Origin of the sequence: Streptomyces sp. NPDC046985 (assembly GCF_040644415.1) — a bacterium.
In the GTDB taxonomy this organism is placed as follows: domain Bacteria; phylum Actinomycetota; class Actinomycetes; order Streptomycetales; family Streptomycetaceae; genus Streptomyces.
Genome location: NZ_JBEYWK010000001.1, coordinates 207,662 through 232,034 on the forward strand (window position 1 = coordinate 207,662; position 24,373 = coordinate 232,034).

18 protein-coding genes are annotated in these 24,373 nt (G+C 73.6%); 5 read left to right on the top strand and 13 right to left on the bottom strand.

Annotated elements, in window-relative coordinates; all coding sequences use genetic code 11:
* Positions 1–104 precede the first annotated feature (104 nt).
* Together ABZ861_RS00935 and ABZ861_RS00940 are read left to right on the top strand one after the other, a co-directional pair.
* Positions 105–1,649, top strand: coding sequence for a zinc-dependent metalloprotease (locus tag ABZ861_RS00935; protein ID WP_361621475.1), 1,545 nt, complete (start codon positions 105–107; stop codon positions 1,647–1,649).
* Positions 1,646–2,188, top strand: a complete 543-nt coding sequence (locus ABZ861_RS00940; protein WP_361621478.1) for an NUDIX hydrolase — start codon at positions 1,646–1,648, stop codon at positions 2,186–2,188. Before ABZ861_RS00935 ends, ABZ861_RS00940 begins: the two co-directional genes overlap by 4 nt.
* 216 nt (positions 2,189–2,404) lie before the next feature.
* Here ABZ861_RS00940 and ABZ861_RS00945 read toward each other — a convergent pair whose 3' ends face one another.
* The 4 genes from ABZ861_RS00945 to ABZ861_RS00960 all read right to left on the bottom strand — a co-directional run bounded on the left by ABZ861_RS00945 (position 2,405) and on the right by ABZ861_RS00960 (position 6,390).
* Positions 2,405–3,160, bottom strand: coding sequence for an AIM24 family protein (locus ABZ861_RS00945; protein ID WP_361621481.1), 756 nt, complete (start codon positions 3,158–3,160; stop codon positions 2,405–2,407).
* 16 nt (positions 3,161–3,176) lie between these two features.
* Positions 3,177–3,857, bottom strand: coding sequence for an AIM24 family protein (locus ABZ861_RS00950; RefSeq protein WP_361621484.1), 681 nt, complete (start codon positions 3,855–3,857; stop codon positions 3,177–3,179).
* A gap of 12 nt (positions 3,858–3,869) precedes the next feature.
* Positions 3,870–5,549, bottom strand: coding sequence for a TerD family protein (locus tag ABZ861_RS00955; RefSeq protein ID WP_361621487.1), 1,680 nt, complete (start codon positions 5,547–5,549; stop codon positions 3,870–3,872).
* 220 nt (positions 5,550–5,769) lie between these two features.
* Positions 5,770–6,390: a M48 family metallopeptidase gene (locus ABZ861_RS00960; RefSeq protein ID WP_361621490.1), complete on the bottom strand. Its 621-nt coding sequence runs from the start codon at positions 6,388–6,390 to the stop codon at positions 5,770–5,772.
* Positions 6,391–6,777: 387 nt separating this feature from the next.
* Here ABZ861_RS00960 and ABZ861_RS00965 point away from each other — a divergent pair, with 387 nt between their 5' ends.
* The gene (locus tag ABZ861_RS00965; RefSeq protein ID WP_361621493.1) at positions 6,778–7,992 is read left to right on the top strand and encodes a ThiF family adenylyltransferase; all 1,215 of its coding nucleotides are present in this window, start codon (positions 6,778–6,780) and stop codon (positions 7,990–7,992) included.
* A complete protein-coding gene (locus tag ABZ861_RS00970; RefSeq protein WP_361621496.1) occupies positions 7,985–9,349 on the top strand; it encodes an AarF/ABC1/UbiB kinase family protein in 1,365 nt (454 codons plus the stop codon). Before ABZ861_RS00965 ends, ABZ861_RS00970 begins: the two co-directional genes overlap by 8 nt.
* Positions 9,350–9,824: 475 nt before the next feature.
* Here the strand turns inward: ABZ861_RS00970 and ABZ861_RS00975 are convergent, their stop codons facing one another.
* The 4 genes from ABZ861_RS00975 to ABZ861_RS00990 all read right to left on the bottom strand — a co-directional run bounded on the left by ABZ861_RS00975 (position 9,825) and on the right by ABZ861_RS00990 (position 13,387).
* Positions 9,825–10,148: a hypothetical protein gene (locus tag ABZ861_RS00975; protein ID WP_361621499.1), complete on the bottom strand. Its 324-nt coding sequence runs from the start codon at positions 10,146–10,148 to the stop codon at positions 9,825–9,827.
* Positions 10,145–10,513: a WhiB family transcriptional regulator gene (locus ABZ861_RS00980; protein ID WP_361621502.1), complete on the bottom strand. Its 369-nt coding sequence runs from the start codon at positions 10,511–10,513 to the stop codon at positions 10,145–10,147. Before ABZ861_RS00980 ends, ABZ861_RS00975 begins: the two co-directional genes overlap by 4 nt.
* 173 nt (positions 10,514–10,686) lie before the next feature.
* Entirely contained in the window at positions 10,687–10,968 is a 282-nt protein-coding gene (locus ABZ861_RS00985) for a hypothetical protein (RefSeq protein WP_361622420.1), read from the bottom strand.
* Positions 10,969–11,161: 193 nt separating this feature from the next.
* On the bottom strand, positions 11,162–13,387 hold the full coding sequence (locus ABZ861_RS00990) for an ATP-dependent DNA helicase UvrD2 (protein ID WP_361621505.1): 2,226 nt from the start codon (positions 13,385–13,387) through the stop codon (positions 11,162–11,164).
* A 235-nt stretch (positions 13,388–13,622) separates the two neighbouring features.
* On the opposite strand from ABZ861_RS00990, the gene ABZ861_RS00995 reads away from it, so the two are divergent.
* Positions 13,623–13,865, top strand: coding sequence for a mycoredoxin (locus ABZ861_RS00995; protein ID WP_188276013.1), 243 nt, complete (start codon positions 13,623–13,625; stop codon positions 13,863–13,865).
* A 109-nt stretch (positions 13,866–13,974) separates the two neighbouring features.
* On the opposite strand, the gene nudC is transcribed toward ABZ861_RS00995, so the two are convergent.
* The 5 genes from nudC to ABZ861_RS01020 form a co-directional block, all read right to left on the bottom strand.
* Positions 13,975–14,919 carry an NAD(+) diphosphatase gene (gene nudC, locus ABZ861_RS01000; RefSeq protein WP_361621508.1) on the bottom strand — a complete coding sequence of 315 codons (945 nt, stop codon included), beginning with the start codon at positions 14,917–14,919 and terminating at the stop codon, positions 13,975–13,977.
* Positions 14,920–15,072: 153 nt separating this feature from the next.
* A complete protein-coding gene (locus ABZ861_RS01005) occupies positions 15,073–16,476 on the bottom strand; it encodes a dipeptidase (RefSeq protein WP_361621511.1) in 1,404 nt (467 codons plus the stop codon).
* A gap of 10 nt (positions 16,477–16,486) precedes the next feature.
* A complete protein-coding gene (locus ABZ861_RS01010; protein WP_361621514.1) occupies positions 16,487–20,092 on the bottom strand; it encodes a UvrD-helicase domain-containing protein in 3,606 nt (1,201 codons plus the stop codon).
* A 210-nt stretch (positions 20,093–20,302) separates the two neighbouring features.
* The gene (locus tag ABZ861_RS01015; protein ID WP_361621517.1) at positions 20,303–23,605 is read right to left on the bottom strand and encodes an ATP-dependent DNA helicase; all 3,303 of its coding nucleotides are present in this window, start codon (positions 23,603–23,605) and stop codon (positions 20,303–20,305) included.
* Between the two features lie 324 nt (positions 23,606–23,929).
* On the bottom strand, positions 23,930–24,319 hold the full coding sequence (locus tag ABZ861_RS01020) for an MGMT family protein (RefSeq protein ID WP_361621520.1): 390 nt from the start codon (positions 24,317–24,319) through the stop codon (positions 23,930–23,932).
* Positions 24,320–24,373 lie beyond the last annotated feature (54 nt).

Here is a 24,373-nt window from a genome sequence, read left to right on the forward strand (position 1 = left end):
GGCGAAGCACCGAGGCCCGAACGGCTCGCGGTGTCTACGCTGGGTGGTGTTGTCGGGCAGCCGCCGCCGGAGAGAACCGGTGGCCTAACCAGCCGAGGAACCCCGTGAGTGACACCCCATTCGGATTCGGCCTTCCGCCGGAGGAGCCGGACGACGGCGACGAGGGCAAGAAGAAGGACCAGGAGAGCGGTGGTGGGCAGGGGCCGGCCAACCCGTTCGGCTTCGGGTTCCCCGGAGCCGGGGGCCTGGGCGGACCGGGCGGCGACAATCCGCTCGCAGCCATGTTCGGCTCGCTGAACCCCACCGACCTGGGCGCCGCCTTCCAGCAGCTCGGCCAGATGCTCTCCTACGAGGGCGGCCCGGTGAACTGGGACATGGCCAAGCAGATCGCCCGCCAGACGGTCTCCCAGGGCACGCCGGACGGCGTCAAGGACGCCAGTGTCGGCCCCGCCGAGCGCTCCGCCGTCCAGGAGGCGGTCCGGCTGGCCGACCTGTGGCTGGACGACGCCACGTCGCTGCCGTCCGGCGCCGGAACCTCGGTGGCATGGTCCCGCGCGGAGTGGGTCGAGGCGACGCTGCCGGCCTGGCAGGAGCTGGTCGACCCGGTCGCCGAGCGGGTGGGCGCCGCCATGGGCGACGTGCTGCCGGAGGAGATGCAGGCCATGGCCGGCCCGCTGATCGGCATGATGCGCTCCATGGGCGGCGCCATGTTCGGCAGCCAGATCGGGCAGGCCGTCGGCGTGCTGGCCGGCGAGGTCGTCGGCTCCACCGACATCGGTCTGCCGCTCGGCCCCGCCGGGAAGGCGGCGCTGCTGCCGGTCAACGTCGAGAAGTTCGGCCAGGACCTGGGCGTGCCGCGGGACGAGGTGCGGCTGTACCTCGCCCTGCGCGAGGCCGCGCACCAGCGTCTGTTCGCGCACGTGCCGTGGCTGCACTCGCACCTGTTCGGCGCGGTCGACGGGTACGCGCGCGGGATCAAGGTCGACACCGCCAAGCTGGAGGACGTGGTCGGCCAGTTCGACCCGCAGAACCCCGAGCAGTTGCAGGACGCCTTGCAGCAGGGCATGTTCCAGCCCGAGGACACCCCCCAGCAGAAGGCGGCCCTGGCGCGTCTTGAGACCGCTCTGGCGCTCGTGGAGGGCTGGGTGGACGCGGTGGTGCACGCCGCCGCCAAACCCCGCCTGTCGTCCGCGGACGCCCTGCGCGAGACGCTTCGCCGCCGCCGGGCCTCGGGCGGTCCGGCCGAGCAGACGTTCGCCACGCTGATCGGCCTGGAGCTGCGCCCCCGCCGGCTGCGCGACGCCTCCCGCCTGTGGGCCTCGCTCACGGACGCGCGCGGCGTGGAGGGCCGCGACGACCTGTGGGGCCACCCGGACATGCTGCCGACGGCCGCCGACCTGGACGACCCCGACGGCTTCGTGCACCGCGAGCACATGGACTTCTCCGAGCTGGACAAGATGCTCGGCGAGGCGGCGGGCGGCGCCGCGCCCGAGCCGGAGCCCGAGCCGGACGCCCCCCGGTCCGCTCCGAGCGGGCCGGACGCGCCGGAGCGGAAGGACACCGGCGGCCAGACGGGCCGGAGCGGTCAGACGGGTCAGACGAGTCAGACCGGTGACGACGCCGAGGGCAAGGACGACGGGACCGAGTGAGCCTGTACGACGACGCCGTCCTCGTACTCAAGAGCTATGAGGACGGCGGGGACGGCGGCGACCGTGAGGGCCAGGCGGAACTACGCCAGGCGTATCTCGATCATCTGACCGCGTACCCCGACGGCATGTGGAAGAGGTGTGCGGACGGCCACATCACCGCGAGCGCCCTGGTGATCGATCCCGAGCGCGGCCGGGTGCTGCTGACGCTGCACAGGAAGCTGCGGATGTGGCTTCAGATGGGCGGCCACTGCGAACCGGAGGACGCCACGCTGGCGGGCGCCGCCCTGCGCGAGGCGACCGAGGAGTCGGGCATCGCCGGGCTCGCCCTGCTGCCCGGCGGCCCGGTCCGTCTGGACCGCCATCACACCCCGTGCGCCTGGCACCTGGACGTGCAGTACGCGGCGGTCGCCGCGCCCGGCGCTGTGGAGGCGATCAGCGACGAGTCCCTGGACCTGCGCTGGTTCGCCTACGACGCGGTAGGCGAGGTCGCGGACGCGTCGGTCCTACGGCTGCTGGAGGCGACCCGGGCCAGGCTCTGAGCCGCCGGAGCCGCCGCCCGGCTGATCGCATGGCGGGCACGCGTAAGGGGTGACCACAGTGGTGGTCACCCCTTACCGCTGTCCCGGCAGTTCCCGCTGTCCCGTCAGTCGTGTGCGGCCGCCGTCGTCGTTCCCGGTGAGCCTGTGTTCCAGGTGTGCTCGGTGTGCCCGGTGTGCTTGTTATGCCCGCGTCCGTGCGGCCGCTCCGCCCGGGGCTCAGCTCCAGACGTTGCCCTGGTTCTGTCCTCGCGCCCCCTGCTGCCCCATGCCGAACTGGGCGGCGAGGCCCTGCCCGATCACCGCGTTCTGCGGCGGGAGCAGTTCACTCGGCTGGACGAGCGCGAAGCCGCTGCCCATGAAGCTCAGCTCCCAGCCCTCCCCCGTGCTGCCGCGTCGCCGCCACACCCCCGTGGAGTGCGTCTGAGCCTGCATCTGCACCCGCAGCCCGGTGGACCAGGCGACGATGGCGTCGGCGTCGCAGTTGACGTACTTGTCCGGCGTCACCTGCATCATCAGCGGCGCGCCAGAGGTCATCAGGGCGACCTTGCCGCGGCCGGTGACGTTGAGCTGGTACTTCCCCGAGCCGGAGATCCCGTACAGGCTGTCGACGGCGACGACCTCGTGGTGCAGCGAGGAGTCCATCGCCAGCACATAGCCGCTGTCGACCGTCAGGCCGTCCTGCTCGACGTCCATGACGTGGACGTACTGCCCGAGATTGGCGAGGTAGACCGTGCCCTGCCCGTGGCAGCGCATCAGGTCCAGCCCCTCCCCGGTGTACGCCCGCGCGCGTGCCTGGTAGTCGCTGCGGTACTCGGCGTCGAACTCGACGAGACCCTGGTAGGCGACCATGGCGCCCTTGCGGGCGAGGATGTCGTCGTGCCCCTCCAGGGTCACGCGCAGCATCTGCTGGTTCTGGAGGCTCCAACGGTCCGGCGCCTGGGTGTCGTTGAAGGCGAAAAGCGGGCTCTGCATCTGTCCTGTATCCCCCTCAGCCCCGGAACCGCAGGCGGTCGGTGCTGTCCTCGCTGGGCTGCACGACGACGATCCCCTGGCCGGAGAAGGCCATCTGGTACGCCTCGCCGCTGCCCCGGCCGATCAGGGACTGCGCCTTGAAGCTGCGCTTGCCCTTCACCTTGAGGTTCGGCGACCAGGCGACGAGCGCGTCCGGGTCGACGTACGTCTCGTTCTCGCCGCTGCCGCAGTCGACGACGATCGGAGTGCCCCGGGAGGTCAGCGCGACCCAGCCCTGCCCGGAGATCTTCGTGTTCCACAGGCCCTGACCGGCGAACTTGGCCAGCCCCTTGACTCGCTCGACGCCCCACTGGAGCTTCGCGTCGAAGGCGAGCAGATTGGTGGCGTTGACCGAGAGGGCGTCGCCGCCCAGGTTGATCACGACGACGTTGGCCCCGTAGTCGGCGAGGTAGAGCAGACCGTCGCCGGAGCACTTCATCAGGGGCGCGCCCTCGCCGGTGATCCAGTCGCGCGCGATCTGGCGCACGGCGGGCGGGTTGGGCTCGTACTGGATGAAGCCTTCGTAGGCTGCCATCGACCCCACGCGCGCGAGGAGGTCGTCGCCCGCCGTCATGGCGACCTTCAGCATGTGGCTTCCGTGGTTCTCCATGCGGGCGGTGACGGGTGCGGGGGCGTAGCCCGCGAGCGGCTGGTTCATGACGGGCTCCCTCTAGACCTCGTAGGGCTGGACGACGACGAAGTTGCCGGGTGCGGCGCGGAACTGGAGGTTGACGCCCTCTCCGGTGTGCCCGGGGTAGGCGTTGCGGCGCATGCGCACCTGGCTGGAGACGATCACCTGAGCGGCGGCGGACCAAGCCACCAGGGCGTTGGAGTCGACGAAGGTCGTCGGCGTCACGGGCAGCACGACGGGCGTGCCGTGCGTCTTGACGACCAGCGTCCCAGTGCCTTGGAACTGTATGGTGAACAGGGCGCCGCCGGGGATTCCGTGGCCCTCGATGCGGCGGACCTCGTACTGGAGGCTCTCGTCGAAGGCGAGCACGTTCTCCGCGGAGACGCAGAGGGCGTCACCCTGGAGCTCGACCGGGTGCAGGTGGGCGGAGTTCTCGGCGAAGAACACCTGGCCCTGGCCGGTGCAGCGCATGAGCTGCATCTCCTGGCCGGTGGCGTTGCCGACGACGCGACCGGCGAAGCCCGCGCCCTTGTAGTGGAAGTCGACCTTGCCCTGGTAGAGCACCATGCTGCCCTGCCGGGCCAGCACGGGCTGACCTCCCATGCCGAGGTCGGCGCGGATCAGCTTGCCGTTCTGGAGCGTCCAGCGCTGGCCGGTCGGCGTCTCCTTGAACTTCTGGAGCGCGGCCCCGACGCCGGGCTGCGTGGGGGTACTCTGCGGCGCTCCGTAGGGCGCGGGCTGGCCCGGCCCCTGACCGTACGGGGGCTGGCCATAAGTCTGCTGGCCGTGGCCCGACGGCGGGGGCGCCTGGGGCTGCCCATAGCCAGGGGGCGGCGGCGCGCCCGGACCGGGGGGCTGGTGGCCGTACGGCGACTGCCGGCCGGGGAGGTGGTGCGGCGCCGGCGCCGGGGCGGGCGGCGGAACGGCGCCGCCGGGCGGGGTCATGGGCGCGATGAGGGTCGGCGCGGCGTGCATGGAGGGCGCGGGCGCCGACGGCGAGGGCGGCGGCGGTGTCTGGCCGGGGGCCAGGGCATGCCCCGGAGCGGCGGGCTGCGGCGGGGACGCGGCCGGTCCAGCCGGGGTGCCGAAGGCCGGAGGCGGGGAGGGCTGGGCGGGCGGTGCGAAGCCCGGGGCCGCGCCCGGCTGCGGCCACCCGGCGGACGCCGCGGCGGGGGCGGCGGGCGGCTCCTCTTCCAGGACTTCGCCGCCGAAGTTCTTCAGCAGCGCCTCCAGGCCGCCGTCGAAGCCCTGTCCGACCGCGGCGAACCGCCACACGTCCTTGAGGTAGACGTCGCCGAGCATCACCGCGCGCTCAGTGGAGAACTCCGAGCCGTCGAAGGAGTACCGGGCGACCTCTTCGCCGCCGGCCACGATGCGCAGGTATCCGGGGGCGATCTGCGACATCTGCCCGGCGCCGTCGATGGTCGCCGTGAACGCCAGCTTCTTGATCTGCGGCGGGACGCGGTCGAGCGTGACCCGGAAGGACTCCGTGTCACCCGCCTGTGCGCCCAGCAGTTGGACGGCCTCCTCGGGCGACTTCGGCTGGTTGAAGAAGACGAAGTACCGGTCGTCGGAGAGGCGCTCGTCGGCGTCGAGGCCGAAGCAGCTTATGTCGAAGGTCAGTCCGGGAGCGGAGATCTGCACGCCGACGTACAGATCCATGCCCGCGGTCAGGTCGCTGATCCTGGCCTTGTGGCCGCGCTGGAATTCCCTGGTCATGCGTAACGACCGTCCCCCATCCCGAATGCGAGTGCGTCGCGCCAGGCTAACGGCTGGATACGACATCGGACCAAGCCGGTACGAACCCGGTACACAATCCCCGCCTGCACGCGCGGTACGGTCCCCGCCGCCGCGCCGACGTCCTCCGCACGGCGCGCGATCGGCGCGGCGATCGGTCACCCGTCCCCGTCGCGTAGGGCGCACGCCGTGGGGCGACCGGTCACGCGTCGCGCGCAGCCGGCGGATGCGGCAGGCGCGGCGCGGCGACCACGCCTTCGAGATAGCCCCGGGCCCGCTCGGTGCGCGGGTACGCGTCGAGGAGCCGCCAGAAGTCGGGGCCGTGGCCGGGCACGAGGAGGTGGGCCAGCTCGTGCAGCAGGACGTAGTCGACGACGTACTCCGGCATGCCCTGGAGGCGGTGCGACAGGCGGATGCTGCCCTCCGCGGGGGTGCAGGACCCCCAGCGCGTGTTCTGGTTGGCGACCCAGCGGACCGAGGCCGGGCGGGCCCGGCCGCCGAGGTACTGGGCCGACAACCGCCCGGCGCGCTCGGTCAGCTCGGTGTCGCCGAGCGTGCGCCGGCTCTCCTGGGCGGCGAGCTTGTCCAGCATGACGGCCACCCAGCGCCGCTCCTCCGCCTCGGACATCTTGGCGGGGATGAGGACGATGGTGCGGTCGCCCTCGCGGTACGCGGAGACCGTCCTGCGGCGGCGGGCGCTCCTGCGCACCTCGATCGCGCCCGCGGCCGATCCGTCGGGCGGCGGGCTGGCGGCGGAGCGCTGCGGGGGGCTGGCGGCGGTGCGCTGCGGCGTTCCGGCATGGTGCAGGGGGTCGGCGGACACGGGTCGACCGTACCGGGTGCCCGTGCGGGAAGTCCCCCGCCGGGAGTGCTTCGCTTCCGTCACCCCCACCGAGCGCCTGATTCATATGACGAATATGGGGCGCCTGTGGACAAACCCGCACACCGCCGGGCCGACCCGGGCATGCTGGCAGACGTCGGGCGATCCGTTCACCGACAACGCCCAACACAGCCAGACAACGCCCGAGAACGCCTCGGGAACGTCCGACGACGACCGACGAGGTCCGCCGACGCTCAGCGACGACCAGCGATCACGACCAGCGATCTCTGGCGACGGCCGCCGGTCTCGTCGGCGGCCGGGACGTTCCCGGATTCCGTGATCGGGAAATCCCTGGTTCTCATCCACTCATCAAGGCAACGGGGGCCGCAGATGCATCCGATGGTGAAACCCGCGCTCCGGCGCGGCTGGCGCGATCTCAACACCGTGCAGTTCGGGATGACTCCCGCGCACGCACTGACGTGGGGACCGGTCGACACGGCGACGGGGAGCTTCCTCGAACTGCTCAACGGCGCCCGCGGTCTGCCCCTGCTCCGGGAGGAGGGACGGCGCATGGGGCTGCCGGACGGCCATGTCGATCTGCTCGTGACGCGGCTGGCCCGAGCCGGGCTCTTGGACGACGCGCGGGGCGGCGGCCCGGCGGCGTGCTCCCTGCGGGAGGAGGAGCAGGTCATGGACCGGCTCCGGCCTGACCTCGCCGCGCTGTCCCTGGTGGCGCGTGCACCGGGCGAGGCAGCCGACCTCCTGGCCGCCCGCCGCGACCGGCGAGTGCAGGTGCGCGGCGCGGGCCGGGTGGGCGCCGTGCTGGCCGCACTGCTGTCCGGCGCGGGCATCGGCCAGGTGGACGTGCTCGACGGGGGATGCGTCGAACCGTGGGACGTGGCGCCGGGCGGACTGCCCGCCGAGGCGGTCGGCGAGCGCCGGGACGCCGCGGCACGGCGAGTCGTGCGCAGAGCGGCGCCGGATCGCACCGCGCGCCGCGACCGCCGAACACCGTTCGGCGAGGACGCCTCAAGCCACTCGCTGGTGGTGCTCGCGCCCCGTGACGACCTCGCCGTGCACGCGCCCGACCCGGCGACGGTCGCGCCGCTGATCGCGTCGGGCACACCCCATCTGTACGCCGGGGTCGTGGAGGCCACCGGCGTCGTCGGCCCGCTGGTGCTGCCCGGTCAGACCGGCTGCGCCGAATGCCTGCACCGGTGCCGCACGGACGCGGACGAGACCTGGCCGCGCCTGACAGCGCAGTGGCGGTCGGGCGGGCCCCGCCCGCCCAGACCCTGCGACCTGGCGCTCGCCACGGCCGTCGCCGGCCTTGCGGCCGCCCACGCGCTCGCCTTCCTGGACAGCGACTCCTCCGGCGCCGCGGGCGTGCGCTGGGAGGCTTCCGCGCCCGGTCTGCACTGGCATGCGCGCCCGGTCTGGCCGCATCGGGACTGCCCGTGCGGCGCGGCTCGCGAAGCCGTGGCGGAAGACACCTCTGATGAGGGCGCACCACGCGCGACAATGGCTGGGCAACGGCCGTCATCGCCGTCCTGCCGCCAGGCAGGCGCGACGCGGCTCGCTGGGACTTGGAGGGCGCATGTCTGATCTTCCCCGGAAGGCGGTCACCCGGACCGCCAAGCTCGCCGCGCTCCCGCTCGGTTTCGCAGGGAGAGCGACCTGGGGCCTCGGCAAGAGGATCGTCGGCGAGTCCGCGGATCTGGTCGGCCGCGAGCTACAGCAGCGCACGGCGGAGCAGTTGTTCAAAGTGCTCGGTGAGCTGAAGGGCGGCGCGATGAAGTTCGGGCAGGCCCTGTCCGTCTTCGAGTCCGCGCTGCCCGAGGAGGTCGCCGGGCCTTACCGCGCCGCGCTGACCAAGCTCCAGGAGGCGGCGCCGCCGATGCCGACGCGCACCATGCACGGGGTGCTGGAGCAACGGCTGGGCCCGGACTGGCGGGAGATGTTCGAGGAGTTCGACGACAAGCCGGCCGCGGCGGCCTCGATCGGGCAGGTGCACCGGGCGGTGTGGCGCGACGGCCGCGAGGTGGCGGTCAAGGTCCAGTACCCGGGCGCCGGCGAGGCCCTGCTGTCCGACCTCGGGCAGCTCAGCAGGTTCGCCCGCCTCCTCGGGCCGCTGATCCCCGGCATGGACATCAAGCCGCTGATCTCCGAGCTGAAGGACCGCGTCTCCGAAGAACTGGACTACGCCCTGGAGGCGCAGGCCCAGCGGGCTCACGCGGAGGAGTTCCGGGACGACCCGGACGTGCTCGTGCCGGACGTGGTCCACCAGTGCGATCAGGTGCTGATCACCGAGTGGATCGACGGCGTCCCGCTGTCGGAGGTGATCGCGGACGGCACCCGGGAGCAGCGCGACCGCGCCGGTCAGCTCCTGGCCCGCTTCCTGTTCTCCGGCCCGGCCCGCACCGGCCTGCTGCACGCCGACCCGCATCCGGGCAACTTCCGCCTGCTGCCCGGCGGTCCGGACGGCGACGACGGCTGGCGCCTGGGCGTCCTCGACTTCGGCACCGTCGATCGTCTGCCCGGCGGTCTGCCGACGCCGATCGGGGAGTCCCTGCGGCTGACCCTGGACGGCCGGGCCGCGTCGGTCTACCTCCTGCTGTGCGCGGAGGGATTCGTCAAGGAGTCGATCGAGCTGGAGCCCGACGCGGTCCTCGACTACCTCCTGCCGATCATCGAACCGGCCCAGGCAGAGGAGTTCACCTTCACCCGCGGGTGGATGCGCAACCAGGCGGCGCGCGTCGCCGACCCCCGCTCCCCCGCCTACCAGCTCGGCAAGCGGCTCAACCTGCCTCCGGCGTACCTCCTGATCCACCGGGTCACGCTCAGCACGATCGGGGTGCTGTGCCAGTTGGGGGCCACGGTGCGGCTGAGGGAAGAACTGGAGCAGTGGCTGCCGGGCTTCGTGGCGGACCCGGCGGCCGAGGACTCCGCCGTCCAGGCCTGAGCGGCCGGGACCCGAGCAAAGGGCACGCGCGAAGGGATGCGGGCGAGGGACGGGTCGGCCGGTTCACCACTGAGCCGAGTCGAGCCGTCCCTCGATCGACCGGAGGTTCGCCCGGGAACAGGCGTCGCAGTAGTAGCGGCGAGCGCCGTCCTCGACGGAGCAGGTCCAGGTGAGAGGCGGGCCCTCACCCTGGGCTCCGCAACGCGCGCACGACACCGCGGGACGCCGCGCGGCGCCCTCGCCGTGCTGGAGCTCGCCGTGCTCGGGAGAGGGCTCGCCGTGGTGGGGCTCGCCAGGCTCTGGCTCTCCGCGCGGACTCGTCACCCGGCGACGGTACCGCCGCCCTCCAGGGCGGGCGACCCCGCGCACGGGCGGGACCCCTCGCATGGTGGGGGCCGGTCCGTCTGCGACGGACCGGCCCCCACGAGCAGAGATCGCCTCCCGTCGGGAGGCTTACGCCAGGCGGCGTCGGCTGTTACTGCATGACCGCCAGGGCCAGCGCACGGCGGGCACGCCGCGAGGCGCGCTCGGCGCGGCGCTGCATCCGGCGGGCGGTCACCAGGCGCGCGGCATGGCGTTCCTGCTCCGCCTCATGGAGTCGCTCGTACATATGCGCACGAGCCAGGGCTTCTGGAATGAGTTGCATCTCTCGGGTCCTGTTCTGACGCGAGTCGTTCGCGCCGGCAGTGGTGACGTCGTGGGCCGCGGGGACCGCGGGCTCGCTGGTGGACGGCTTCATCGGGGCCTGCTTCTGGGGGTCGAGCGTGAGAGGGCGGTCGATCGTTCCTGTGATGTTCATGCTGTGACCGGGTTCTTGCGCGGGCGGCCACGCGGGCGCTTCTTGGCCACGACGACACCCTGGACGAAGAGTTCGCCGCCCCAGACGCCCCAGGGCTCGCGCCGCTCCTTGGCACCGGCGAGGCATGCCTCGATCAGCGGGCAGGTGCGGCAGAGGGACTTGGCGTACTCCACGTCCGCGGGCGACTCGGCGAAGAAGACTTCCGGGTCGTAGGAACGGCAGGGAACGGGCACGCCGAGGTTCTCGATGGCGTCGTCGAGCGCGGTGAGCGCGGTGAGCGGGATCAAGGCGGGGTCCTCCGTGAGACCGGGCTGGGGGATCGTGCCGGAAGGCGGTACGGCCGGGGCGTGTGCTTCGAGTCGCACGGGTCGTCTTCCTCGTCTTGTCGGTCCGGCCGGTGGGCCGGTATCGGCTGGGTGCCGGGGCATTTCTTGTCCCGAGGCCCTTTTCGCCCCGTCATCCCCGTGCGGGGAAAACAGAAGGGCCGCGGATCCCTGGTGGGGTTCCGCGGCCCTGAAGGCGCCCGCCTGATCGACGATCAGGCTGGATCACTCCAGGGTTCTGGCCCACGGAAGGCCCACATCGGGTGGTGCTGCGTCGCCTGCTTCCGGTTTCGGGCACCGGTGGCCGTAAAGGCATAGGCCTGCGCCTGCGCCGCTACTGCGCCCAGTGCCTTGGTCGGTCGCTCATCACGCTCACGGACGGGAAGGCCCGCGAGGGACACGGAGGACATCGGACGCTCGACACGAATGCCGGACAGACCGGTGCCCTGGTCAGAGACGCCGAGCATGCACAGGGAGACGACCGCGCGATCGGTCATTTTCGGGGTGCTCACGATGCTGATCACTTCAATCGCCTCCTCTCGGCGTCTGAGGGGACTGACGTGAGCCAGTCCACATGGATGCATAAGTACAGCACGGAAGAGGGGCCTTCAGGAAGGCCGCCGTTCCCGTGACCAAGAACCTATGGGGATTCCCGGGGCGTGCGCAAACTATTTTTTCGACGAGTTCGGCTCAGTCCGACGCGTCTTCGTCCGCACCCCGCCGGCCTGCGCAGATGGCGAGTACGTCGGCCCCGTGACGGCGCAGCTTGCGCATCCCGACACCGGGGATGCGCACCAGCTCCCGCTCGTCGTCGGGGGCCGCCTCGGCGATCGCCATCAGGGTCCGGTCGGTGAAGACGCAGAAGGCGGGCTGCCCGCTGCGCCGGGCCTGCTCCGCCCGCCATTCGCGCAGCCGCTCGTACAGCCCCTCGTCCATGTCCGAGGGGCAGTCGTCGCAGCGCATCAGCTTCATCTCGCCGGCGTCGGTCAGCGTCCGGCCGCAGACCCGGCACCGGGCCGGGGTGCGCTGCGTGCGGCGCGGCCCGGCCGCCGGGGCCCGCACCGCCCCCGCGCCTGCCGTGCTCGCGGCGAAGCCGCGCTCGACGCCGCCGGAGGTCCCCACGGGGCCGCGGCCGGCCGGGCCCCCGGCGGAGCCGGGGCGCAGGCCGTCGAGGAAGCGGCTGGGGCGGCGGTTCGGACGGCCGCCGGGCGAGCGGGACAGCGCCCAGGACACGTGCAGCCGCTCCCGGGCGCGGGTCACGCCGACGTAGAGGAGGCGGCGCTCCTCCTCGATCTGCTCGTCGGTTCTCGCGTAGCTGATCGGCATCATGCCCTCGGCGACGCCGACCAAGAACACGACGTCCCACTCCAGGCCCTTGGCCGAGTGCAGTGAGGCCAGGGTGACTCCCTGGACGGTGGGGGCGTGCTGGGCGTTCGCCCGTTCGTCCAGCTCCGCCACCAGGTCGCTCAAGGTGGCGCCCGACCGGGCGGCGGCGAAGTCCTGCGCGAGGTTGACCAGGGCGGCCAGCGACTCCCAGCGCTCCCGGGCGGCGCCGGAACCGGCCGGAGGGTGCGACGTCCAGCCCTCCCCGGAGAGCACAGCCCTTACCTGCGAGGGGAGGTCGACGGCGTCGTCGAGGAGGGCGTCGTTGCCGCCGAAGCGGGCGGCGCCGCGCAGGGCGACGCCCGCCTTGCGCACCTCGGGGCGGTCGAAGAAGCGCTCGGCGCCCCGCACCTGGTAGGGCACGCCGACGTCCGCGAGGGCCTGCTCGTAGGTCTCGGACTGGGAGTTCGTCCGGAACAGGATCGCGATCTCGCTCGCCGGGACGCCGGAGGCGACCAAGTCGCGGATCCGGCGGGCCGCGCCCTCGGCCTCGGCGGGCTCGTCGGCGTACTCGGCGTACCCGGGCTCCGGTCCCGCGGGCCGCTGGGAGACCAGTTCCAGCCGGTGGTCGGCGGCCCGGCCGCGGGCCTGGGCGAGCAGGCCGTTGGCCAGATGGACGACCTGCGGAGTGGAGCGGTAGTCCCGCACCAGCTTGACGAGGGTGGCGCCGGGGTGGCGGGCACGGAAGTCGAGCAGGTGGTCGGGCGTTGCTCCCGTGAACGAGTAGATGGTCTGGCTGGCGTCGCCCACGACGCACAGGTTGTCCCGCTCGCCCAGCCACAGTTCAAGGAGCCGCTGCTGGAGCGGGCTGACGTCCTGGTACTCGTCCACCACGAAGTGCTGGTACTGGGAACGGACCTGGTCGGCGATGTCCCGCCGGTCCTGGAGGACGGCGACGGTCAGCAGCAGGACGTCCTCGAAGTCGATCACCGAGCGGGCGCGCTTGAGGTCCTCGTAGACGGAGTAGAGCTGGGCGATCTCGGCCGGGTCGCGGGGCGCCTCGCGGCCGGCCTTCGCGGCTGCGAGGGCGTAGTCGGCCGGCACGGTCTGGGTGACCTTGGACCACTCGATCTCCGCGGTGACGTCCCGCAGCTCGTTGCGGTCCAGACGGATGCGGCAGGCCGCCGCGGCGTCCGCGACGATCTGGACCTTGCGGTCCACGAGCCGGGGCAGCGTGCCGCCGATCGCTTTCGGCCAGAAGAACTGGAGCTGGCGCAGGGCGGCGGAGTGGAAGGTGCGGGCCTGAACGCCGTGGGCGCCGAGCTGGCGCAGCCGGCCGCGCATCTCCCCGGCGGCCCGGTTGGTGAAGGTGACGGCGAGCACGCTGGACGGCTGGAGGACGCCGGCGCGGACGCCGTAGGCGATGCGGTGGGTGATCGCGCGGGTCTTGCCGGTCCCGGCCCCGGCCAGCACGCACACCGGCCCGTGCAGCGCGGTGGCGACCTCGCGCTGCTCGGGGTCGAGCCCGTCGAGCACCGCGTCGGCGGAGTCCGGTACCCGCGGGAAGAGAGGGGAGTGCGTTGCTGCTGTCACACCGCCATGCTGCCAGGTCCCGGGAGACGGACGAGTCGGTTGTCCACAGGCGACTCCTCGCAGTCATATGAACACGGCCGAGGTCGCACGGTCCCGTCCCCGCCCCGCTCCCTCTCCGACTCGCCGCACCGCGCACCGCGCCCGTCCCCGCCCCTGCGGGAATGCCGGGCCGATGACGGACGTTCCCGCACTGCGACTACCCAACGTCCCCGACCGCCGAAGGAGCGCGAGACACATGCCGGGCACCGTGACGATGTACAGCACCACGTGGTGCGGCTACTGCCGCCGGCTGAAGAGCCAGATGGACCGCGAAGGCATCGCGTACAACGAGATCAACATCGAGCAGGACCCGGAGTCCGCGGCCTTCGTCGAGAAGGCGAACGGGGGGAACCAGACCGTTCCCACCGTGCTCTTCGCGGACGGCTCGACGCTGACGAACCCCTCCCTCGCGCAGGTCAAGCAGAAGGTCGGCGTCTGACGCGGGGACGTCCCCGCTGGTCTGGCGGCCTCGGGCCGTGCACGTGTGAGAAGGCGGTCCCCGATCGGTTCGGGGGCCGCCTTCTCGTCGTTCGGCTGAACCCCGGCTGTCAGACGGCGCTCCGCATCGGCAGAGGCTCGCCGTACCACCGTTCGATGAGCCGGGCCGCGATCGAGATGCCGTACGGAGGCAGGACCTCGCCCGACTCAAAGGCCGCGCCCAGTTCCTCCCGGGAGAACCAGCGGGCCTCGTGGATCTCGTCGCCGTCGACGTTGATCTCCGTCGAGGTGGCCCGGCCCGTGAAGCCCAGCATGAGGCTGGAGGGGAACGGCCACGGCTGGCTGGCCACGTACTGGACCTCGCCGACGACGACGCCGACCTCCTCCCAGACCTCCCGGCGCACCGACTGCTCGATGGACTCGCCGGGCTCGACGAAGCCGGCCAGCGTGGAGAAGCGGCCCTCGGGCCAGTGCATCTGGCGGCCGAGCAGGATGCGGTCCTGGTCGTCGGTGACCGCCATGATCACCGCGGGGTCGGTGCGCGGGTAGTGCTCGGCGCCGCAGGCCGGGCAGCGCCGGATGTGGCCGGCGGCGGCGATCACGGTGCGCTCGCCGCAGCGCGAGCAGAAGCGGTGCAGCCGCTGCCAGTTCTCCAGGGCCACCGCGTGCACCATCAGTGCCGCGTCGCGCGGCGACAGCAGCAGGCCGGCCTCGCGCAGTCCCGCCGGGCGGGCGGACTGGTCCATCCGGCCGGGCAGGGAGTCCTTCTGGAGCGCGAAGTAGCTGACGCCGTCCTCGTCGGCGCCCAGGAAATAGCGGTGCGCCTCGGTGAGGGGGGCGTCGAACGACGCGGTCATGACGAGTTCGGTGCCGCCGTCGGGCGTCTCGTCGATGAGCGCCTGGCCGCCGGAGATCACGAAGCAGCGGGTCGTGGGATGGCTCCAGGCCGCGGCGAGCCATGCCTCGTCGAGGCGGTGGTGGGCCGCCCGGTCGATGCCGCTGGGCGCGGTGAGCGAGATGGGCCGGTCGGCGGTGTGGTCGATCCTGGTGGTCACGTGTGCTTCCAACTCCCCCGGTGCGGCGGGCGGTTCGGCGACGGTTCAGCGGGAGGCGCGGCAGGGGCGGTCGGCGCCGGCGGCGCCTGGGGCTGCGGGTCGGCGCCTACGGGGTGCGCCCCGCGGGCAGGCGCCCCTGATCGCGGCGGCGCGTCAGGGCGCATCGCGCCAGTGCTCGGCGAGGTCGCTCCACAGGTAAGCGCTGGTCTCGACGCCCTTGAACAGCAGGTCCAGCTCGATCTTCTCGTTCGGCGCGTGCCAGCCGTCGGACGGGACCGAGACGCCGAGGAAGAGGACGGGTGCGCCGAGGACGTCCTGGAGGTCCGCGGCCGGTCCGGAGCCGCCCTCGCGGGTGTAGCGCACCGGTGCGCCGAAGGCACGGCTCATGGCGCGGGCGACGGACCGCAGGGCCGGGTGGTCCAGCGGGGTCAGGCACGGGCGGGTGGCGGCGCCGAACACCGTCTCAAGCTGGATCCCGTCGGGCACGCAACGGTCGGCCCAGGCGCGGACGGCCTGCTCGATGTGGTCGGGGTCCTGCCCGGCGACCAGACGGAAGGACAGCTTCACCATCGCCGTGGACGGGATGATCGTCTTGCTGCCGGGCCCCTGGTAGCCGCCGCCGATGCCGTTGACCTCGGCGGTGGGGCGGGCCCAGACGCGCTCCAGCGTCGAGTAGCCCGCCTCGCCGTGCGCGGCGTGCGACTGGGCGGTGCTCAGCCACTGCTTCTCGTCGAAGGGCAGCTCGGCGAACAACTCGCGCTCTCGGTCGGTCAGCTCGACGACGCCGTCGTAGAAGCCGGGGATCGCCACGCGCGCGTGCTCGTCGTGCAGGGCGGCGACGAGGCGGGCGGCCGCGGTCGCCGGGTTGGGCACGGCGCCGCCGAAGGAGCCGGAGTGGATGTCCTGGTCCGGTCCGGCGAGCCGGATCTCGCATTCGGCGAGGCCGCGCATGCCGGTGCACACCGTGGGGGTGTCCTCGGACCACATACCGGTGTCGGACACGATCACCGTGTCGGCGGCCAGCCGGTCGGCGCGGCTCTCGATCAGCTCGCGGAAGTGCGGGGAGCCGGACTCCTCCTCGCCCTCGATCAGCATCTTGAGGTGGACGGCCGGCGCGGTGCGGCCCGAGGCGGCGAGGTGGGCGCGCACGCCGAGTGTGTGGAAGAAGACCTGGCCCTTGTCGTCGGCCGCCCCGCGCGCGTAGAGGCGTCCGTCGCGGACGACCGGCTCGAAGGGCTCGCTGCCCCAGCCGTCCTCGCGGGCGGCGGGCTGGACGTCGTGATGCCCGTAGACGAGGACGGTGGGGGCGTCGGGGTCGTCGGAGGGCCACTCCGCGAAGACGGCCGGGGCGCCCGCGGTCGGCCAGACCTCGACGGTGGGGAAGCCGGTCTCCGCCAGCTTGGCGGCGAGCCATTCGGCGCTGCGCCGTACATCGGGCGCGTGGTCGGGCTGGGCCGACACGGAGGGGATGCGCAGCCACGCGGCGAGGTCGTCGAGGAAGGCGGCGCGGTGCTGTTCGATGTACGTACGGACGGCGCTGTCCGGGGTCTGGCTCATATTCCCGAGCCTATCGGCCCACGACGGCATCACGGTCGGGCGATTCGTCACACTGCCGCCCGTCGCGCGGCCCGCTGGGCGGCTCCTCCAGCAGCAGTCGCTCCAGCGCCGCCCGGTCCGGGAGGTCGGCGAACCGGACGACCTCCCCGGTGCGCACGTACAGGAACGCCGCCCCGACCCGCTCCAGCGGCACGCCGTGGCGCTCCGCCCAGGCCAGCCGATATACGGCGATCTGGAGCGGGTCGGCGCTCCGCTCGCGGCCGGTCTTCCAGTCCACGATCTCGTACGCCGTCCCCGCGCCCGCGCCGTCGTCGCCGTCTTCCTTAGAGACGGCGTCGATCTTGTAGACGGCGTCGATCCGGCCGCGGACGACGCGACCCGCGATCTCGATCTGGAAGGGCGCCTCGACGCGGTACGGCGTCCGGCGGGCGTACTCGCTGCGCTCGAACGCCTCCTTAAGGGCCTCCAGGTCGCGTTCGTCGGCGATCTCGGCGTCATCCGCGCCAGGCGGTTCCTCGGCGTCCAGCAGGGGCAGCTCCAGCTCCTCGTAGCGTGCTTCGACCCAGGCGTGGAAACGGACGCCCCGGCGCGCGGCGGGCTGCGGAGGGCGCGGCATGGGGCGCGCCAGTTCCCTGGCGAAGCCGTCCGGATCGGCGGCCAGGTGCAGGACCTGCGTCGCGGTCAGGGCAGCGGGCAGCGGTACGTCGGTGACGCTCTGCCGAGCGCGCCGCAGCTCGCCGGCGAGCGCGTCGAGGTCGCGGTCCCAGGACGCGACGGTGCGCGCCTCCTCCTGGGTCAGCGAGTCAGGGGCGTCGCCGTGGTCCGACGCGTGGTTCGGCTCGCGGTTCGGCTCGGCGCCTGGCTTCGGGGCGGGTACGTGATCGGGTGCGGGACCGCGCACGTGAGCCGGTGCGGTGGCCTGGTGCGGGATCGCGGGGCGCTCGCCGCTCCAGGAGTCCCAGGAGCCGGGGTCGTCGTCCTCTCCTGGAGGGGCGTCCTCGGAGGGGGGTTCGTCGTCGTGGCCGGGCGGCTCGTCGTCCTCCGGGGGCGGCCAGTCCGGGTGGTCGGGGGTCTCCGCCCCGTGCTCGGTCGTGCGGTGGACGTCGCCGGTGCGGGCGGCGAGTGCGTCCAGGTGGGCCAGGACGGTCGCGGCGGCTGCGCGGCGGCGGGCGAGTGCTTCCCCGTCCAGCGGCAGGGGCCAGACCTGGTCGGCGTCGCCCCGGTGCAGAGCGGGGTTCTCCTCGCCCTCCTCGGGGGGCGCCTCCCATGCCTCGATCTCGCCGTGCCCGGTGGCGCAGTGGTGGTACAGGGCCTGGAGGAAGTCCGACGGGCCGCGGGGCCTCTTCTGGCTGGGGCCCCACCAGTGGCCGGAGCCCAGCAGCAGGGAGCGCGGGCGGGTGAAGGTCACGTAGCCGAGGCGCAGCTCCTCGGTGTGCTGGTGCTCCTTCATCGCCTCGTGGAAGGCCCTCATGCCCCGTGCGTCCCAGCTCACGACGTCGGGGAGGGTGTCGGAGTCGCCGCGCAGCGCGTGCGGGAGCGCCTTGCCCTGGCTGGTCCACTTCTCGCGGCCCTGTCCACTGGGGAAGACGCCGGTGACCAGGCCCGGAACGGCGACGACGTCCCACTCCAGGCCCTTGGACCGGTGCGCGGTGAGCACCTTGACGGTGTTCTCCCCGCCGGGCAGCGCGTTGTCCAGGCCCTTCTCGTACTGGGCGGCCGTGCGCAGGAAGCCGAGGAAGGCCAGCAGGCTCGTCTCGCTTCCGCCTGCGGCGAAGGACGCGGCGACGTCCAGGAAGTTGGACAGGGTCTCGCGGCGGCGGGCGGCCAGGGCGTGCGGGGAGGCGGCCAGCTCCACCTCCAGGCCGGTGACGGCCAGGACTCGGTGCAGGACGTCCATCAGGGGGTCGGACAGGGACCGGCGCAGGTCGCGCAGCTCGGCCGCGAGCCGGGCGAACCGCACGCGGGCGTCCGGCGAGAACGGCAGCCCGTCGTCGTCGCCGCGGCCGTCCAGGGGACTCTCCAGGAACGTGTCGAGGGCGTCGGCGAGGGAGATCACCTCGGCCGGGTCGACGCCCTCGACCGCCTCGGCGAGCCTGCGGTCGGGGTCGTCGTCGGCCACGCGCGCGTGCGCGACGAGCATCCGGGCCCGGCGGCCGAGGAGCGCCAGGTCGCGCGGGCCGATCCGCCATCGGGGGCCGGTCAGCAGCCGTACCAGGGAAGCGTTGGCGCCGGGGTCCTGGAGCACCTCGCAGACGGCGACGAGGTCGGCGACCTCGGGCAGGTGCAGCAACCCGGACAGGCCGACCACCTCGACGGGGACGTCCCGGGCGACCAGCGCGCCCTGGATCTCGGCGAAGTCGGTCGCCGTGCGGCACAGGACGGCGATCTCGCAGGGGGCCTTGCCGGTCCGCACGAGGTGGGCGATCGACTCGGCGATCCAGTCGATCTCCTCGGCGTGCGTGCGCAGCAGCGCGCAGCGCACCAGGCCGTCCCGTTCGGCGCCGGGCGCCGGGCGCAGGGCGGCCACGCCCGCGTGCATCGCGCGCAGGGGCTCGGCGAGGCCGTTCGCGAGGTCGAGCAGGCGGCCGCCGCTGCGGCGGTTCTCGCTGAGCGCCTGGCGGGCGGCGGGGCGGCCGTCGGCGTGGGCGAAGTGCTCGGGGAAGTCGTCCAGGTTGGCGACGGAGGCGCCGCGCCAGCCGTAGATCGCCTGGCAGGGGTCGCCGACCGCGGTGACGGGATGGCCGGTCCGGTCGCCGAACAGGCCGGCCAGCAGGATGCGCTGGGCGACCGAGGTGTCCTGGTACTCGTCCAGCAGGACCACCCGGAAGTCCTCGCGCAGCAGGCGGCCGACCTCGGGGAGCCGGGCGAGACGTGCCGCGAGGGCGATCTGGTCGCCGAAGTCGAGCAGGTCCCGCTCGCGTTTGGCGGCCCGGTAGCGCACCACCAGCTCGGCCAGTTCACGGCGGGCGGCGGACGTCTCGGGGACCTTGCGCAGGTCGGCGTTGGTCAGCTTGGCGCCCTCCAGGGCGCCCAGCAGCCCGGCGTCCCAGGCTCGCAGGTCGTCGGGGTCCACGAGGTGCTCGGCCAGCTCGGAGTCGAGGGCGAGGAGGTCGCTGACCAGGTCGGGGAAGGAGCGGGTGAGCGCGGGGAACGGGCCCGGCGCCTCGCGCAGGACGCGGGCGGCGAGCTGGTAGCGGCTGGCGTCGGCGAGCAGGCGGGTGCTGGGTTCGAGTCCGAGGCGCAGGCCGTGGTCGGTCAGGAGGCGGCCGGCGAAGGCGTGGTAGGTCGAGATCAGGGGCTCGCCCGGCGGGTCGTCCGGGTCGAGGGCGTCGGGGTCGGTGACGCCGGCCGCGGTCAGCGCCTTGCGGACACGCTCGGCCAGCTCGCCGGCGGCCTTGTTGGTGAAGGTGAGGCCGAGGACCTGTTCGGGGGCGACCTGGCCGGTGCCGACCAGCCACACCACGCGGGCCGCCATCACAGTCGTCTTCCCCGACCCGGCGCCGGCCACGATCACCTGCGGGGCGGGCGGCGCGGTGATGCAGGCCGTCTGCTCCGGGGTGAACGGGATGCCGAGGAGCTCCTTGAGCTGCTCGGGATCGCTGATACGGGCGGGCATGTCGAAAAGGCTAGCGGCGGGCACTGACAACCGGTGCCTCGTGCGCCTCCGGGGGACGAAGAAGCGCAGCTCGGCGCGGGTGGTGGGGTACGTCACCCAGGTCCCGTGGCTGGGTTCGCGGGCGGGGCGCGACGCGTGCGTCGGGTGCATCAGACGTGCCGGGTGCGCCGCACGCCTCGCACGTGCCGCGTGCACCGCCTGAGCCGCGCGTCACTCCACGACGTGCCGTCCCTCGGGCCGGGCGCTGCACGACGCCTGGAAGGAGCAGTGCGCGCAGTGCTGGCCGGTGTTCGGGGCGAACCGTTCGTCGAGGACCTTGCCGGCGGCGGTGGCCAGCAGGTCGCCGACCCACGTGCCGTCCAGCGGCCCCTGGGCCTGGACCTTCGGCAGGCTGTCGCCGCCCTCCCGTGTGGCCGCGCCCTGGCGGAGCTGGACGAGTTCGGCGCCGCCGGGCTCGGGGCGCGTCCCGTCGAAGGCGTCGTCGACGGCACCTTCGCGCACGGCGAGCTGGTACACGGCGAGCTGCGGGTGGCGGGCCACGTCGGCCGCGGTGGGGGTCTGCTTGCCCGTCTTGAAGTCGACGACGTAGGCGTGACCCGCACCGTCGGCCTCGACGCGGTCCATGGACCCGCGGACGCGCACCCGGTAGTCGCCCGCCGTGAGCGTCACGTCGAACTCGTGCTCGCTGGCCACCGGGGTGCGGCCGCCGCGCTCCAGGACATGCCACTGGAGGAAGCGTTCGAGCGCCGCGCGCGCGTGCTCCTTCTCCTGCGCCGACTTCCACGGCGCGTCGAAGGCGAGCGTGTTCCACACCGAGTCCAGCCGCTCCATGAGAACGGCCAGGTCGGCGGGGGTGCGTCCGGAGGCCACCTCGTCGGCCAGGACGTGCACCACGTTGCCGAAGCCCTGGGCGGCGCTCGCGGGCTCGGCGGCCTTCACCTCACGGCCGAGGAACCATTGCAGCGCGCAGGTATTGGCCAACTGGTCCAGGGCGCTTCCGGACAGCGCGACGGGCTGGTCGCGGTCGCGCAGCGGCGCCTTGCTCTCGGTCGGCTCCGCCATGCCCCACCAGCGGTAGGGGTGGGCCGAGGGGACCAGGGGGCGACCGTCGTCGTCGGCGAGCGCCGCGAGCCGGGCCAGCCGGTGCGCGGCAGCCTCCCGAAGCTCGTCGGACACGCGGGGGTCGACGGTGGTGGCGCGCAGTTCGGCGACCAGGGCGGCCACGGACAGCGGCCGGCGGGGGCGGCCGGTGACGTCCCGGGGCTCGACGCCGAGTTCGGTGAGCAGGCGGGAGGGCTGGTCGCCATCGTCGGCCGGGGCCTTGACCGCGGTGGCGATCAGGCGTTCGCGCGCGCGGGTGGCGGCCACGTAGAACAGTCGGCGCTCCTCCGCCAGGAGGGCCTTCGGTGTGAGCGGCTCGGCGAGTCCGTCGCGGCCGATGCGGTCGGCCTCCAGCAGCGAGCCGCGGCGGCGCAGGTCGGGCCACAGTCCCTCCTGGACGCCGGCGACGACGACGAGCCGCCATTGGAGCCCCTTGGAGCGGTGGGCGGTCATCAGCCGCACGGCGCCGGGCCGCACGGCGCGCCGGGTGAGCGTGTCGGCGGCGATGTCCTGGGCGTCGACCTCCTCCAGGAAGTTCAGGGCGCCCCGGCCGCCGGTGCGCTCCTCGGCGCGGGCGGCGGTCGCGAACAGCGCGCACACTGCGTCCAGGTCCCGGTCCGCGTTACGGCCCGCGGCGCCGCCGCGCCGGGCGGTGCGCTCCAGTCGCGCGGGCCACGGCGTGCCCTCCCACAGGTCCCACAGCGCCTCTTCGGCCGTGCCGCCGCCCGCGAGGCGCTCCCTGGCCTTGCGGAGCAGCGCGCCGAGGCGCTGGGCGCCCCGCGCGTACGCGGGGTCGTGCGCGACCAGGCGCTCCGGTGCGGCGAGGGCGCGCGCGAGGAGTTCGTCCGAGGGCGGCGGCAGCGCGTTGCCCGCGCTGCGCTCCTCCTCGCGCAGCGCACGGCCCAGGCGGCGCAGGTCGGCGGCGTCCATGCCGGCCAGCGGCGAGGCGAGGAGGGTGAGGGCGGTCTCGGTGCCGAGCCAGCAGGCGTCCGGCTCCGGCGCGTCCCCGGGGATGCGCGCCGCTTCCGCCGCGGCCACCGCGCGCAGCGCCGTCAGCAGCGGGGCGACGGCCGGTTCGTGGCGCAGCGGCAGGTCGTCGCCGTCGACCTCCAGGGGCACGCCGGCCGCCGTCAGGGCGCGACGCAGGGTGGGTATGCGGGCGCCGGCCCTGACCAGGACGGCCATCTCGCTCCACGGAACGCCGTCCTCCAAGTGGGCACGGCGCAAGAGGTCAGCGATGTGCTCGACCTCAGCGCCCGCCGTCGGATACGTCTGCACCTCGACGCGCCCGCCGTCGCGTACCGCGGTCAGCTCCCGGTGGGCGCGCGCCTTGTCGGCCGGGAGCCGGTTGAGCGGCATGCGCCGGGTCAGCGTCCGGGTCGCGGCCAGCAGCGCGTCGCTGGAGCGCCGGGAGGTGCGCAGGACGGCGACGGGCGCGGGGCGGCCGTCCGCGCGCGGGAACATGTGCGGGAACTCGAGGATGCCGCCCACGTCCGCGCCCCGGAACGCGTAGATCGACTGGTCGGGGTCGCCGAAGGCGAGCAGGGTCCGGCCGCCCCCGGCCAGCGCCCGCAGCAGCCTCACCTGTGCCGGGTCGGTGTCCTGGTACTCGTCGACATAGACCGCGTCGTAGTGCGCGGCGAGCCGCTGGGCGACCTCCGGGCGGTGGGCGAGGAGCACCGCGCGATGCACGAGTTCGGCGTAGTCGAGCACGCCCTGGAGGTCGAGGACGTCGAGGTACTCGGCGAGGAAGGAGGCCGCCGCCTGCCAGTCCGGCCGGCCGATGCGGCGCGCGAAGGCGGCCAGGGAGTCCGGTCCGAGGCCCAGCTCACGGCTGCGGGCGAGCACCGCGCGGACCTCGTCGGCGAAGCCGCGGGCAGTCAGGCAGGCGCGCAGCTCTCCGGGCCAGCGCACGTGCGCGAGGCCGAGCTTCTCCAGGTCGGCCTGGCCGGCCAGCAGCTCGCGGACGGCCACATCCTGTTCGGGGCCGGACAGCAGGCGCAGCGGTTCGGCGGACGCGTCGCTGTCCTGGTAGGCGCGGACCAGGGCGTAGCAGAATGAGTGGAAGGTGGTCGCCCGCGGGGCGCGTGCCGCCCCGGTGCGCAGCGCCATGCGGTCGCGCAGCTCCACGGCCGCCTTGCGGCTGAAGGTCAGGACCAGGACGCGCTCGGGGTCCTGGCCGCGGTCGATCCGCTCGGCCACGGACTCCACCAAGGTGGTGGTCTTGCCGGTGCCCGGACCGGCGAGGACGAGCAGCGGGCCGGTCCGGTGGTCGGCCACCGCGCGCTGGGCGGCGTCCAGAAGAAGGGGGTCCGGCCGGGTCGGCGGGGTGCGCACCAGTCGGTAGGCGCCACGGCCCCCCTGCCGCGCGGGGGAGCGCGGCGGGCGGCTGGCTGAGGAAGAGGTGCTCACGTGGTTCGCCGGTCCTGGTGGGTGTGCTGGGGTCGGTCGCTGCGGGCGCGCGCGGCGGCAGGGTCGCGGGGAGGGCCGCCGGTCGGGCGGCGGTGACCGCGTGGTCACGGGGACGCGCGGTGCCGACGGTACGCCCGCGTCCGGTGCGGAAGCGGGGCTTCGGTCGCTTCCCGCCTCGTTCACCGCCGTGCGCCCGGGGCCCTGCGGACCCTGCCGTCACTCGCGTCCCCCGACGCACGAACGTACGGCATCGCCTGCGTGTGCCCATATCGCCCGTACGGGCGAATCAGGGGTCCCCATAGGACCGCCGGATGACGGAAGCTGTCAGGTGTGACCCTGCTCACGTCCGTCGACGCCGTCCCAGCGGGCCCGCCTCATGTCCAGGCGCAGCATGCGGCCCTCGGCCGCCCTGCTCGCCTCGCGCAGGGGCGTGCCCTCCGCGCGGTAGTGGCCCAGCGCCCGCAGCTCGTGGCCGGTCAGCAGGGTCCCGTCCGCGCGGACGACCCTCCACCACGGGACGGCGCCGCCGTAGAGGGCCATCACCCGGCCGACCTGCCGGGGGCCGCCCTCCTCCAGCCATTCGGCGACGTCCGCGTAGGTCATCACGCGGCCCGGCGGGATCAGCTCGGCGACCTCCAGAACCCGTTCGGCGTACGCGGGCAGCGCCCCGGGGGGCCCGGTCCGGTCGTCGTCCGAAACGCTCACTTCGCTCATCCGCCCCATCCTGCCCGATGCCGCCGACAGGGCGGCGGGCCTGCGGCGGAGCGT